Annotated in this window: 14 protein-coding genes; 12 read left to right on the top strand and 2 right to left on the bottom strand. The window is 64.1% G+C overall.

What is annotated here, in order from left to right:
• Positions 1–4: 4 nt before the first annotated feature.
• A complete protein-coding gene (gene ddaH / locus BB28_RS19270; RefSeq protein ID WP_109550494.1) occupies positions 5–862 on the bottom strand; it encodes a dimethylargininase in 858 nt (285 codons plus the stop codon).
• 135 nt (positions 863–997) lie between these two features.
• Here ddaH and BB28_RS19265 point away from each other — a divergent pair, with 135 nt between their 5' ends.
• Positions 998–1,450, top strand: a complete 453-nt coding sequence (locus BB28_RS19265; RefSeq protein WP_046254673.1) for an Rv2324 family transcriptional regulator — start codon at positions 998–1,000, stop codon at positions 1,448–1,450.
• Positions 1,451–1,506: 56 nt separating this feature from the next.
• The gene (locus BB28_RS19260) at positions 1,507–2,697 is read left to right on the top strand and encodes an NAD(P)/FAD-dependent oxidoreductase (protein WP_046254672.1); all 1,191 of its coding nucleotides are present in this window, start codon (positions 1,507–1,509) and stop codon (positions 2,695–2,697) included.
• Positions 2,698–2,723: 26 nt separating this feature from the next.
• Here the strand turns inward: BB28_RS19260 and mftR are convergent, their stop codons facing one another.
• A complete protein-coding gene (gene mftR, locus BB28_RS19255) occupies positions 2,724–3,320 on the bottom strand; it encodes a mycofactocin system transcriptional regulator (RefSeq protein WP_046254671.1) in 597 nt (198 codons plus the stop codon).
• A gap of 103 nt (positions 3,321–3,423) precedes the next feature.
• On the opposite strand from mftR, the gene mftA reads away from it, so the two are divergent.
• The 10 genes from mftA (at position 3,424) to eutC (ending at position 13,729) form a co-directional block, all read left to right on the top strand.
• Entirely contained in the window at positions 3,424–3,528 is a 105-nt protein-coding gene (gene mftA / locus BB28_RS19250) for a mycofactocin precursor MftA (RefSeq protein ID WP_030096679.1), read from the top strand.
• A 14-nt stretch (positions 3,529–3,542) separates the two neighbouring features.
• Positions 3,543–3,845, top strand: coding sequence for a mycofactocin biosynthesis chaperone MftB (gene mftB / locus BB28_RS19245; protein WP_046254670.1), 303 nt, complete (start codon positions 3,543–3,545; stop codon positions 3,843–3,845).
• Entirely contained in the window at positions 3,845–5,059 is a 1,215-nt protein-coding gene (mftC, locus tag BB28_RS19240) for a mycofactocin radical SAM maturase (RefSeq protein WP_046254669.1), read from the top strand. Before mftB ends, mftC begins: the two co-directional genes overlap by 1 nt.
• Positions 5,060–6,238 carry a pre-mycofactocin synthase MftD gene (mftD, locus tag BB28_RS19235; protein WP_046254668.1) on the top strand — a complete coding sequence of 393 codons (1,179 nt, stop codon included), beginning with the start codon at positions 5,060–5,062 and terminating at the stop codon, positions 6,236–6,238.
• 157 nt (positions 6,239–6,395) lie between these two features.
• Positions 6,396–7,142 (top strand): mycofactocin biosynthesis peptidyl-dipeptidase MftE, encoded by a 747-nt coding sequence (gene mftE, locus BB28_RS19230; RefSeq protein ID WP_046254667.1) that lies wholly within the window; start codon positions 6,396–6,398, stop codon positions 7,140–7,142.
• Entirely contained in the window at positions 7,139–8,587 is a 1,449-nt protein-coding gene (gene mftF, locus BB28_RS19225) for a mycofactocin biosynthesis glycosyltransferase MftF (protein ID WP_081252406.1), read from the top strand. Before mftE ends, mftF begins: the two co-directional genes overlap by 4 nt.
• Before the next feature lie 8 nt (positions 8,588–8,595).
• Positions 8,596–10,011, top strand: a complete 1,416-nt coding sequence (gene mftG / locus BB28_RS19220) for a mycofactocin dehydrogenase MftG (RefSeq protein ID WP_474100058.1) — start codon at positions 8,596–8,598, stop codon at positions 10,009–10,011.
• 61 nt (positions 10,012–10,072) lie between these two features.
• Positions 10,073–11,536 carry an ethanolamine permease gene (gene eat / locus BB28_RS19215; protein WP_046254666.1) on the top strand — a complete coding sequence of 488 codons (1,464 nt, stop codon included), beginning with the start codon at positions 10,073–10,075 and terminating at the stop codon, positions 11,534–11,536.
• A 7-nt stretch (positions 11,537–11,543) separates the two neighbouring features.
• Entirely contained in the window at positions 11,544–12,947 is a 1,404-nt protein-coding gene (locus tag BB28_RS19210) for an ethanolamine ammonia-lyase subunit EutB (RefSeq protein WP_046254665.1), read from the top strand.
• Complete coding sequence (gene eutC, locus BB28_RS19205; protein ID WP_046254664.1) at positions 12,944–13,729, top strand: ethanolamine ammonia-lyase subunit EutC; 786 nt, start codon at positions 12,944–12,946, stop codon at positions 13,727–13,729. The genes BB28_RS19210 and eutC overlap by 4 nt, the downstream gene beginning before the upstream one ends.
• Positions 13,730–13,775: the final 46 nt, after the last annotated feature.

The following is a 13,775-nucleotide window of genomic DNA, read 5'->3' as shown; positions in this document are numbered from 1 at the left end:
ACGGTCACGAGTGCAGCTCCAGCGTGCAGCATTTCACCGAACCGCCACCCTTGAGAAGCTCGGAGAGATCGATACCGATCGGTTCGAATCCCGCGGTGCGGAGTTGTTCGGCGAATCCGGTCGCGGTGGCGGGCAGCATGACGTGGCGACCGTCGGATACCGCATTCATCCCGAGCACGTAGGCGTCGGTGGAGCTGGCGATGATCGCGTTGGGATACATGAACTGCAACCGGGCTTGCGAGGCATCACTGAACGCCTGCGGATAGTACGCCACGGTCTGCGGATCCAGTACGGCCAGCGCGGTATCCAGGTGATAGAAACGCGGATCGACGAGCTCCAGTGTTACGACGGGAATGTCGAGCATTCGTGCCACTTCCACGTGAGACCGGACGTCGGTGCGGAAACCCGTACCGGCCAACATGACATCGCCCGCCAGCAGGAAGTCGCCTTGGCCCTCGTTGGTGTACCGGGTGTGCATGGCGCGCAGTCCGTGCACACGCATCCATTCGGCGTGTGCGGCGGATTCGCCGGCGCGCTCGGGGTGGGTGAACCGTGCGACAACGGCGTTGCCCCGCAGCACGACTCCGCCGTTGGCTGCGTAGACCATGTCCGGTAGGCCGGCCACGGGAGGCAGGATGTCCACCGTATGGCCGAGGCGTTCGTAGGTGGCGCGCAACGTATTCCACTGGGCGGTGGCCAAACTCGGATCGACCGGATTGGATATGTCCATCCAGGGATTGATCGCGTACTCGACGGTGTAGTACGTCGGCGGCACCATCACGTAGTGACGCGTCGTCGGTGTTCTGTCTGGTTGTTGGATGGGGGAGCCGGCCGGGTGTCCACCCTCGTGCACAACGGTCATGCGCTGAGCGTAGGAGAGGTGATTGCCGCAATCAATCACTATGCGTTGTCTAGATGGCCGCGATTCATTGCGTCAAGATCGTAAATTTGGCATTCTATTGCAGGACGGGGTGGGATAGCCGGAGGAGGAACGTGAATGGCCGAGCTCGATGCCACCGATGAGCGGATCGTGACGCTGTTGATGCGCAACGCTCGAGCGACGTTCGCCGAGATCGGTGAGGAGGTCAACTTGTCGGCCCCGGCGGTCAAGCGCCGTGTCGACCGGCTGGTTGCGACGGGGGTGATCAAGGGGTTCACCACCGTGGTGGATCGCGCGGCCGTCGGATGGAACACCGAGGCCTACGTACAGGTTTACTGCCAGGGCACCATCACGCCGGAAGCCTTGCGGGGGGCGTGGATCGACATTCCCGAGGTTGTCAGTGCCGCGACGGTGACCGGAACCTCCGATGCGATGTTGCGGGTGCTGGCACGCGATATTCAGCACCTCGAGCGTGCGTTGGAACGCATCCGTGCCAGTGGGGACATCGACCGCACCGAGAGCATCGTGGTGCTTTTCAACCTGGTGGACCGCGCGCAGGTCCAGGGGTAAGAGGTAGGGGCGATAGGCCTGACATCGCTCGTGTCCAGTCGTGTAAGAAGAAACCCATGAGCGATGCGGATCGAGGGGTACTGATCATCGGCGGCGGACTGGGGGCGGTACGAACCGCCGAACAGTTACGCCGCGCCGAGTTCTCCGGACCGATCACCATCGTGAGCAGCGAGGCGCACTTGCCCTACGATCGTCCGCCGCTGTCCAAGGACGTCCTGCGGGACGCGGAGAAGACAATCGATGCGGTAGTGCTCAAACCGCGAGAGTTTTACGACGAGAAGCAGATTGAACTGCGACTCGGTGCCAAGGTGGTCGCGCTGGACCCTGCTGCCCGGACGGCCACGCTGGATGACGGCAGCACCCTGGAGTACGGAGAGGTTGTCATCGCGACCGGCCTCGTTCCCCGGCGTATCGCTGCCTTCCCCGAGCTGGACGGCATCCACGTCCTGCGCACCGCCGATGACAGCTTCGCGCTGCGAGGCGACGCTGAGAAGGCGCGGCGAGCGGTGGTGGTCGGGGCCGGATTTATCGGGTGTGAGGTCGCGTCCACATTGCGTGCCAACGGAGTTGACGTGGTTCTGGTCGAACCGCAACCCGCTCCGCTGCTGGCGGCGATCGGACAGCAGCTCGGCGACCTGGTTGCCCGGCTGCATCGCAACGAGGGCGTAGACGTTCGGGTAGGAGTCGGCGTAGACGCGGTCGAGGGCGACGGGCGGGTTCAGTCCGTCACCTTGTCCGACGGCACGCGGCTGGACTCCGATCTCGTCGTGCTGGGTATCGGGAGCCGGCCCGCCACGGACTGGTTGGACGGGTCGGGTGTCGAGGTCAACAACGGCGTGGTGTGCGACGCGGTGGGCCGTACCGGCACCCCGCATGTCTGGGCGTTGGGCGATGTCGCCGCGTGGGCGGATGCTGACGGCCGCCCCAACCGGGTGGAGCACTGGAGCAATGTCGCCGACCAAGTCCGCGCGCTCGTACCCGCCTTACTCGGTCAGGAACCAGCGGCCAACGCTGCTGCCGTGCCGTACTTTTGGAGCGATCAGTACGACGTGAAGATTCAGTCGCTCGGACATCTCGGCGACTCGGATACCGTGCATCTCATTTCCGATGACGGCCGCAAATTCCTGGCCTATCTGGAGCGCGACGGTGTGCTCACCGGCGTCGTCGGCTGCGGGATGGCCGGCCCGGTGATGAAGATGCGGGCCAAGATCGCCGCGGGAACGCCCATCGCCGACGTGCTGGAGTAGCGCCTGTTTCCTTACTGCCCGCGAGCTCAGCCCAGCCCGCGCAGGCCCACCTCTGCGGCATCGAGGCCCCTGCCGATCAGTGTGGTGAGCGTGGCGGACTCGTCGGCGAGCCATTGTTCGTAAGCGGCGAGTGCCACTCCGAGCAGCGTCCAGGCAACGGTCTGCGGTAAGAGGGTGCCGGGATCGGTGCCGGTGCGGGTTGCCACGAACTGCGCGATGACATCACGCCAGCCCGTGTACATCAGCATCGAGTACGCCTGTAACGCAGGGACTTCCAAGATCAGCCGCATCCGCATGCGGTGGCGCGGGGTCTCATCGGCCGGAAAGTCGTTGAATGTCAGCAATGCCTGGCGCAGGGCAGTGCTGATATCGACCGTGTCCGGCGTCTTCTCCAGCAGTGCGCGCATCACCTCAAGGTGGGAGTCGAAGTCTCCCCACACGATTGCATTCTTGGAGCTGTAGTACCGAAACACCGTACGCCGGGCGATACCGGCCGCTGCGGCGATGTCGTCGACGCTCACGTCGTCGAAGTTGCGCTGCGCGAACAGTGCCATGGCAACTGCCGTGATCTCATCCCGGGTTGTCGAAGGGCGCCGTCCCACGCGCGCCGGCTGCGCACTCATGCCGAGAACTGTGCCATTTCCTGCCACCCTCTTCCCTTTCTGCACTCGATGCCATTATTATCGTGATCGTTGCCACAGTCCAGACTCACAAGGGAGTGAACAGATGGCCGAGCCCACCACTGTCGCCGGACAGACCACCGACACCGAGTTGGTACAGGAATCGCTGGTCGAAGAGGTGTCGATCGACGGGATGTGCGGCGTCTACTGAGACGCCCCACCTCGATGAGCGCCATGATTGACGAGGCGCCCGCCGGTTTCGATTGGACCCGGCCCTGGCAGTTGCACCCCCAGGTGTCGTTGCGCCCGGAGCCGTTTGGGGCGCTGCTCTATCACTTCGGCACCCGCAAGCTGTCCTTCCTGAAAAATCGCACCCTGCTGCAGATCGTGCAATCACTTCCCGACCACACCAGCGCTGAGAATGCTTGGCGTGCCGCCGGTGTCGAAGACAGCCAGGCCGCTGCGTACCAGCGGGCCCTGGCCGTGCTGGCGGATTCGACGATGATCGTGACCCGAGAGGACGCTTGATGAGCGCTCCCGCTGTACCCCGCCTGGTGGATCAGTTCGAACAGGGACTGGATGCTCCCATCTGCCTCACCTGGGAACTGACCTATGCCTGCAACCTGTCCTGTGTGCACTGCCTGTCATCTTCGGGCAAGCGTGATCCGCGCGAGCTGTCCACCGCACAGTGCAAGGGCATCATCGACGAGCTCGAACGCATGCAGGTGTTCTATGTGAACATCGGTGGCGGGGAACCCACTGTGCGCTCAGACTTTTGGGAGCTCGTCGACTATGCGACCGAGCACCATGTGGGGGTTAAGTTCTCGACCAATGGCGTACGCATCACCGAGGAGGTGGCGGCGCGGCTGGCCGCGAGCGATTACGTCGATGTGCAGATCTCGCTGGACGGTGCGACCGCAGAGGTGAACGACGCCGTGCGCGGCGCGGGATCGTTCGCCATGGCGGTGCGTGCGCTGGAGAATCTGGCCGCCGCCGGCTTCAAGGACGCCAAGATCTCGGTGGTGGTCACCCGTCACAACGTGGACCAACTCGACGAGTTCGCGGATCTGGCTGCACAATACGGTGCAACTCTGCGGATTACACGGTTGCGGCCTTCCGGGCGCGGTGCCGATGTGTGGGACGAACTGCACCCCACCCCGGCGCAGCAGCGTCAGTTGTACGACTGGCTGGTGCTCAATGGTGAGCGCGTGCTCACGGGTGATTCCTTCTTCCATCTGTCGGCTTACGGTGATGGCTCCGGCGGTTTGCCAGGCCTGAACATGTGTGGTGCTGGCCGGGTGGTGTGTCTGATCGATCCGGTAGGCGATGTCTACGCATGCCCATTCGCCATCCACGACCGGTTCATGGCCGGAAATGTGGTGTCCGATGGTGGATTTGATGAGGTGTGGAAGCACTCACGGTTGTTCAACGAGTTACGCGAGCCGCAGTCCGCGGGTGCGTGCGGCAGCTGCGGGCATTACGACAGCTGCCGGGGTGGCTGTATGGCGGCGAAGTTCTTCACCGGGTTGCCGATGGATGGGCCCGACCCGGAATGCGTACAGGGCTATGGCGAGGCGGCCCTGGCCGCAGATCGCATCGTGCCCAAACCCAGTGGAGACCATTCGCATTCGAAGGGCAGGCGCGGTCCGGCCTCGGGCCCTGTTGCGCTGACCCTGACACGCCGGCCTCCCTCGCGCGCATGCGACGAGAACCCTCTTTCCAACGTACGAGCAGGACGGTAGATGGCGCGCAACACATGGTTCGAGACGGTCGCGATTGCCCAGCAGCGGGCCAAGAAGCGGCTGCCGAAGTCCGTCTACAGCTCGCTGATCTCGGCCAGTGAGAAGGGACTGACGGTCAGCGACAACGTCGAGGCGTTCGGGGAACTTGGATTCGAGCCCCACGTCGTCGGCATTCAGCCGGACCGTGAACTGTCGACAACAGTTTTGGGACAAGAGATTTCACTGCCAGTGATGATTTCGCCGACCGGCGTTCAGGCGGTGGACCCCGATGGCGAGGTGGCCGTGGCGCGGGCGGCAGCCGCGCGTGGAACCGCCATGGGGTTGTCATCCTTCGCGAGCAAGCCCATCGAGGACGTGGTGGCTGCCAATCCGAAGACGCACTTTCAGATCTACTGGCTGGGCGGACGCGACGATGTGGCTCAGCGCATTCAGCGCGCGAAAGACGCTGGAGCCGTTGGGCTCATCGCCACCTTGGACTGGAGCTTCTCGCACGGTCGCGACTGGGGGAGCCCGTCCATACCCGAGAAGATGAACCTGCGATCGATGATCCGGCTGGCGCCGGAAGTGGTGACCAAGCCCGGCTGGCTGTGGTCGTTCGGCAAGGGCATGAACATCCCGGACCTGCGGGTGCCGAACCAGGCAGCCCGCGGCGAGGCCGGTCCGCCGTTCTTCGACGCTTACGGGCAGTGGATGGGAACCCCGGCGCCCACCTGGGACGACGTTCAGTGGATGCGTGAGCAGTGGGACGGTCCGTTCATGCTCAAGGGTGTGATGCGCATCGATGACGCCAAACGTGCCGTAGATTGCGGTGTTTCGGCGATCTCGGTGTCCAATCACGGTGGTAACAACCTCGACGGAACACCTGCGTCGATCCGCGCATTGCCGGGCATCGCAGCCGCCGTCGGTGGTGACATCGAGGTGCTGCTCGATGGTGGCATCCGGCGGGGCAGCGACGTCGTCAAGGCGTTGGCCCTCGGTGCGCGCGCGGTGATGATCGGGCGGGCGTATCTCTGGGGCCTCGCGGCGGCCGGCCAGGCCGGTGTCGAGAACGTCCTGGACATCATGCGCGGCGGCATCGACTCGGCGCTGATGGGACTTGGCAAAAAATCTGTGCACGAACTATCGCCAGATGATCTTTTGATCCCCGAGGGATTTGCCCGGGGCCTCGGGCGGCACTAGTTCAGCGCAGCGCGAATCGAACACGGCGATGGCCGCATCGATGTGGCGGCAGGGACTGGCGTGACAATCGGTGCGAAATAGCGCCTAGCGCATAAGCCGACGGCCAGCAAGGATGTAAAGACCTCGATCGTGTGCGCCAACTTTGGATGCATTTGACGTGAATTCGGCCTACCATCGGCGGGTGGCTGTTCCGACTGTCTTGAGCACCGCCATCTCTCCGGAGCTCGCAGACGAGGCCATTACGCTGTTCACTCCGCTCGGCTCAACCGAACAACACGGGCCGCACTTGCCGCTGGACACCGACACCCGCATTGCCAACGCTGTGGCTACCGCTGCAGCCGGGGAGCTGGCCGGCGATACGGGTGACGGTCGGACCGCTCTCGCCCCGGCCATCGCGTACGGATCCAGCGGAGAACATCAATCCTTCGCTGGAACGATCTCGATCGGGACGGAGGCGCTGACTCAGGTCCTCGTTGAGTACGCCCGGTCGGCCACACAGTGGTGCCGACGCATCGTCTTCGTGAACGGTCACGGCGGAAATATCGAGGCGACGGTCTCCGCAGTGCGACTGCTGCGTTCCGAGGGGCGCGATATCGCATGGTGGGCGTGTGTGGTCGAAGGCGGCGACGCTCATGCCGGACACGTGGAAACGTCTCTGCTGCTGCATATTTCACCGGATGACGTGCGTCGTGAGGACGTGCTCGCCGGAAATTCGGCACCACTGCGCGAACTGATGGCGCCCATGCGCGCGGGCGGAGTAGCGGCGGTGAGCGCTATCGGTGTGCTCGGAGATCCGACCACCGCCAGCAGCCAGGAAGGCGCACGGATGCTCGCGACGATGACTCGACAATGCGCCGACGCGGTGCGCCGTTGGACACCTGGCGCGGACGGGCGGCTGGTATGACCACCAGTGACGAGCCGGCGCAGGGCGTGTCTGCACCGCACGGACGGTTACCCGACGGATTCGCGGTACAGGTGGATCGACGCGTTCGCGTTCTCGATGAGGGCTCGGCGCTACTGGGTGGCTCGCCAACCCGGCTGCTGCGATTGGCTCCGGCCGCGCGGACCCTGCTTTCCGGCGGACGGCTCGAGGTCCGTGACGCGACCAGTGCGCAGCTTGCCCGGACGCTGCTGGATGCGACTGTCGCTCACCCCCGGCCAACGGGTGGACCCGGATATCGAGACGTAACCGTCGTTATTCCCTGCCTTAACAATGGATTTGGTCTTCGCCGGCTGTTACGGGCGTTGCGCGGAATGCGGGTGATCGTCATCGACGACGGTTCCGCCATTCCGATCCTGGAGCGCGATCTGGAGGGCATGCACTGTGACGTGAAGGTGGTACGTCACGACGAGAGCCAGGGCCCGGCGGCGGCCCGCAATACCGGGCTGAAGCTGGCGACCACGGATTTCGTCGCCTTCCTTGACTCTGACGTGGTGCCCAGGCGCGGCTGGCTGGAGGCGCTGCTGGGGCATTTCAGTGATCCGGCGGTTGCTCTGGTCGCTCCCCGGATTGTTGGATTGGTCTTGAGTGACAACGCAATTGCTCGCTATGAGGCGGTCAGGTCCTCGTTGGACCTTGGCCTTCGCGAGGCGCCCGTCGTTCCGTACGGCCCGGTGTCGTATGTCCCCAGTGCGGCGATCGTGGTTCGCCGGGCCGCGATAGACGAGATCGGTGGGTTCGACGAATCGCTGCGATGCGGTGAAGACGTGGATCTGTGCTGGCGGCTGATCGAGGCAGGGTCTCGGCTTCGGTACGAACCGGTGTCCCATGTGGCTCATGATCATCGATTGACACTTCGAGAGTGGTTCGCGCGCAAAGCATTTTATGGAATGAGTGCTGCGCCGCTGTCGACGCGTCACCCCGACAAAGTGGCGCCGATGGTCATCTCGCGATGGACACTGCTGGTGTGGATTCTGGCGGCGGTGGGTTCGGGGATGGGTTACCTGGCCGCGGCGGGCATGGCCGCGCTCGCGGCCGGGCGTGTCGCGCGGACATTGCGGGGAGTGGACACCCCGCCACGCGACGTCCTTCGGGTGGCCACCCAGGGCGTGGGCGGTGCCGCGTTGCAGATCGCGTCCGCGTTGTGCCGCCATTACTGGCCGTTGGCGTTGGTGGCCGCCGCATTGTCGCGGCGCAGTCGCCAAGTGCTCGTGGTGGCCGCCATCGTTGACGGCGTGGTGGATTGGATGAAGCGCAACGACAACTCGGCCTCTCCCGATGATCGCATCGGTCTGCTCGAGTACGTATTGCTGAAGCGTCTTGACGACATCGCCTACGGGATCGGCTTGTGGTCGGGGATCGTGCAGGAGCGCGATCTCGGTGCGCTTCGACCGGAATTACGGCCCTGAGTCGGTCGATCCACGCGGATGTGCTCATTGTGGGCGCGGGCAGCGCGGGTTCGATTCTGGCTAGCCGCCTTTCCGAAGACCCGTCGTTTCGTGTGGTGCTCGTCGAGGCCGGGCCGGCCTCGTCCGCGGACGAGGACGGTGTGCGCGATGGGTACCGTCTGCCGATCGGCCCGGACAGTCCGATAGCCACCTACTACTGGGCCACGTTGACATCTACCGGTGATCAGGCCGAGTTGGTGCGCGGATCGGTGGTGGGCGGCTCCGGCGCGATCAACGGCGGCTACTTCGTGCGGGGCCGGCCCGCGGATTTCGATGGATGGTCGGTACCGGGGTGGGCCTGGGTGGATGTGCGTGATGACTTTCGCGCGATGGAGACCGATCGCGACTTTCGGGATGATCCGCTACACGGCGCATCGGGACCCATACCGATCGGGCGCAGGCACGAACAGAGCACCGCGGGAAGGGAACTGGCGGATCTCGCCATCAAGGCCGGCTATCCGGCGGTGGCAGACCTCAACGGCAAGGCCGGTGTCGGGGTGGGATTGGTGCCGCTCAACATCGACAGCGGCATGCGGATTGGTCCGGCGCGTGCCTATCTGGAGGGAGCGGGCTGGCGGCCCAATCTCGCGGTGTACTCCGGTACTCGTGTGTTGCAGGTGCTGTGTGGTGGCGGGCGTGCCACCGGGGTGCGGGTGGCGGTGGGGAGCTCGGTGCGGACTCTGACCGCTGATCGAATCATATTGAGCGCGGGTGCGATTGAGAGCGCCAAGCTGCTACTGCTCTCTGGGCTGGGGCCGGCCGATGACCTGCGCGCGGTGGGAGTCGAGCCCATTGCTGACCTACCCGGTGTGGGGACCCGCGTGATGGACCACGCGGAGTGGGTGCTCGACACCGGCGATGGTGGGCAGCCTGGCTATCCCGTACTGGACACCGTATTACACACCGACCGTCAGATGGGCCTTGAGATACGGCCGTATACAACAGGATTCGCCGCCATGGCAGGTGCGCAGGTGAATGGTGCCGATGCCAGGCAGATCGGCGTGGCATTGATGACGCCGAGGAGTAGGGGGCGAGTCGAATTACGTTCGACCGATCCCGCAGTGCCGGTGTACATCGACTTGAGGTATGACAGTGAGACCGCAGATATGGATCGCTTGCGGGACGGAGTGCGTCTGGTGTCCGAGCTGTACGGTCGGCGGTTCGGTGGTCCGCGGTGGTCCACATCGCAACATCTGTGTGCAACTGCCCCCATGGGTAATGATGAGGACAAGTACGCGGTCGTCGACAAGTACTGTCGTGTCAGGGGAATTGATGGGCTCTTCGTCATCGACGGGTCGATCATGCCGACCATTCCGAGCCGCGGACCGGCGGCCACGATTGCGATGATCGGGCATCGAGCGGCCCAGTTTGTTGCGTGGTCGTAACGAGGGTGCGAATCTTGGCGTCTACCGCACACGAGCACGCCATCGGTCGCACAATTGGACGATGTCAACTCCCGATGACACCGTCAGCCCACATCCGGAGGCCGCGCATGACCATGCGGGTGTCCAATCGCATCTCGAGGGCGCCGACTATCTCGCGCGGCGGCAGCTGAGGTCGGGGACGGCCGGCTGGGTGCTGCTGGCCGGGCTCGGCGTGAGCTATGTGATCTCGGGCGATTACGCGGGCTGGAACACCGGCCTGAGCAAGGGAGGTTTCGGTGGCATGGCCATCGCGGCGGTCGTCATCGCCGCGATGTATCTGTCGATGGTGCTCAGCATGGCAGAGATGTCGTCGGCGCTACCCACCGCGGGCGGTGGTTACACCTTCGCCCGGCGTGCCCTGGGCCCGTGGGGTGGATTCGCAACCGGGACGGCAATTCTCATTGAGTACGCGATAGCTCCGGCCGCCATTGCCACCTTCATCGGAAGTTACGTCCAATCACTGCATCTGTTCGGGCTCAAGGATGGATGGTGGATTTACCTGGCTGTGTACGCGATTTTCATAGGGATCCATCTCAGTGGTGCGGGCGAGGCGCTCAGGACGATGTTCATCATCACCGGGATCGCGCTCGTAGGCCTGATCACCTTTGCGATCGGCGCCGTCGGTCGATTCGACGCGAACAACCTGACCAACATTCCTGTCGATGAAACAGCAACGGGTGCATCGGCATTCCTGCCCTACGGGTATTTGGGAATCTGGGCGGCGGTGCCGTTCGCGATCTGGTTGTTCCTGGCGATCGAGGGCGTGCCGCTCGCGGCCGAGGAAGCCCGAGATCCCGCGAAGAACATCCCACGCGGCATCGTGATGGCGATGCTGGTGCTTGTTGTCACCGGGACGGTCGTGCTGTTCCTGGTGCCCGGTGCGGGCGGTGCCGAGGCGATGGGACAGTCGGGTAATCCCTTGGTCGAGGCGCTGGGCACCACTACGGTGGCCAAGGCGGTCAACTACATCGGGCTGGCCGGCCTCATCGCCAGCTTCTTCTCGATCGTGTACGCCTACAGCCGGCAGACCTTTGCGTTGTCCCGTGCCGGTTATCTGCCGACCCGGCTGTCGGTCACGAACAGCCGGAAGGCTCCCGTGCTGGCATTGATCGTGCCAGGAATCATCGGATTCCTCTTGTCGCTCAGTGGTAAAGGCGCAATGTTGCTCAACATGGCGGTTTTCGGTGCGGCGCTGAGCTATGTGCTGATGATGGTGAGCCACATCGTGCTGCGTGTTCGCGAGCCTGAGATGCAGCGGCCCTATCGAACCCCTGGCGGTATCGCCACCAGCGGGTTCGCACTGGTGATCGCGTGTGCGGCGGTAGTGGCTACTTTCATTGTCGATACCACCGCCGCTTTTGCCACGTTCGGGGTGTTCATCCTGTTTATGGCGTACTTTGGGCTGTATAGCCGACACCACTTGGTCGCAAACTCCCCGGACGAAGAGTTCGCGGCGCTTGCAGAAGCCGAGAACGAATTGAAATAGGCACATTATGAGCACTTTTCGTCACACCGCAGGGCCGATTACTTACCAGTTCGGATCGCTCGCCGAGGTTCTCGCGAAGGCCTCGCCGCCTCGATCCGGCGACGAGCTCGCGGGCTGCGCGGCACAGTCGGATGCCGAACGGGCAGCCGCACGCTGGGCGCTTGCCGAGGTCCCGCTGACGACGTTCCTCTCCGAGGAGGTCGTCCCGTACGACACCGACGAGGTCACCCGGCTCATCATCGACAGCCATGATGTGGAGGCCTTTGCCGTCATCTCACACCTCACCGTCGGCGATTTCCGTGACTGGCTACTGGAGACGATCACCAAACCGCATGGGGCACAGTCGCTCAAAGATGTCTCCGCTGGGCTGACCCCTGAGATGGTGGCAGCCGTCAGCAAGCTGATGCGCAACCAGGACCTCATCGCCGTCGGAGCCGCGGTGCGTAACCACAGCGCCTTCCGCACCACCATCGGTCTACCGGGCACCTTGGCGACCCGATTGCAGCCCAACCATCCCACCGACGACGCCCGGGGTATCGCCGCCGCCACCCTCGACGGCCTGCTGCTGGGGTGCGGTGATGCCGTCATCGGTATCAACCCCGCGACAGATTCCCCGCATGCCGCGGCCGATCTGCTGCGCCTCATCGATGACATCCGATTGCGATTCGATATCCCCACACAATCGTGTGTGCTCGCACACGTGACCACCACGATGGAACTCATCGAACGAAATCTACCGGTGGACTTGGTATTCCAGTCGATTGCCGGGACCGAAGGGGCCAACGAGAGCTTCGGGGTCAACCTTGCACTGCTGCGTGAGGCGAACGAGGCCGGGCGTTCGTTGGGGCGCGGCAGTGTGGGCAACAATGTCATGTATCTGGAGACGGGTCAGGGATCGGCGCTCTCTGCCGGAGCCCATATCGGGGTGGGCGGCGTTGCCGTTGATCAGCAGACACTGGAGGCCAGGGCCTACGCCGTGGCGCGCGAGGTGGAGCCGCTCCTGGTCAATACCGTCGTGGGATTCATTGGGCCGGAATATCTTTACGACGGCAAGCAGATCATCCGGGCCGGCCTGGAGGATCACTTCTGTGGCAAGCTGCTGGGACTTCCGATGGGGGTGGACGTCTGCTACACCAATCACGCCGAGGCCGATTCAGATGACATGGATGTGCTGCTGACGGTGCTCACCGCCGCGGGGGTTGCGTTTGTCATCGCCGTGCCCGGAGCCGATGACGTCATGCTGGGATATCAGAGCCTGTCATTCCACGATGCGCTGTTCGCGCGCCGTACATTCGGCCTGCGACCGGCGCCGGAGTTCAACGAATGGCTTGAGCGCATGGGGATGCTGGAGCGTGACGGTGGGCTTCGTGAAATCGCGGTCAGCGACTCGCCGTTGCGGGCGCTGCTATGAGCGATATCACGAATAACGTTACTGCACACGATATTTGGGATACGCTACGTCTATCCACACAGTCCCGAATCGGGTTGGGGCGTAGCGGTGATGCGTTGCCCACCACTCGAGTGCTGGAGTTCGGGACCGCGCACGCCGCTGCCCGGGACGCAGTGCACACGCCCCTGGATGCGTGCGCACTCGCCGGACGTATCGATGGGCTCGGGTTGGGTACACCGTTGCTGGTGACCAGCCGGGCCGGCGATCGATCCGAGTACCTGCGCCGCCCCGACCTGGGGCGGGCGCCCGCCGATGGCGCACTGGATGTGCTCTCCGATGCCAACGCCGATATCGGCATCGTGCTGGCCGACGGTCTATCGCCGAGAGCCCTCGACGACCACGGGGTGCAGCTATTACAGGCGCTGCACCAGCGGCTTCGCGGGTACTCGATCGCGCCACTCGTCATCGCGACGCAGGCGCGGGTGGCGCTGGGGGATCACATTGGTGCCGCGCTGGGCGTCGACACGGTGCTGGTGCTCATCGGCGAACGCCCGGGGTTGTCGGTGGCCGACAGCGTCGGGATCTACCTCACACACAATCCCATGGTGGGATGCACTGATGCACAACGTAATTGTGTATCCAATATTCATCCTCCGGAGGGCCTGGGTTATGACCAGGCGGCGCAGGTCGTCGCCGCTCTGGTGGCGGGGGCGCGGGAGATCGGCCGTTCCGGTGTTGACCTCAAGGACATGACGGGCGCAGGTAACCAGATCGAGGGGGCCGGTCCGGCATTGCCCACGTAGCGGGAGGCCCTCCGGGGCCAACCGGGTGGTTGGTTACCATCGGCTG

The organism is Mycobacteroides chelonae CCUG 47445, from assembly GCF_001632805.1.
GTDB classification, from domain to species: domain Bacteria; phylum Actinomycetota; class Actinomycetes; order Mycobacteriales; family Mycobacteriaceae; genus Mycobacterium; species Mycobacterium chelonae.
Note: the sequence above shows the minus strand (reverse complement) of the source record. Positions and strands in the feature narration are given on the sequence as shown.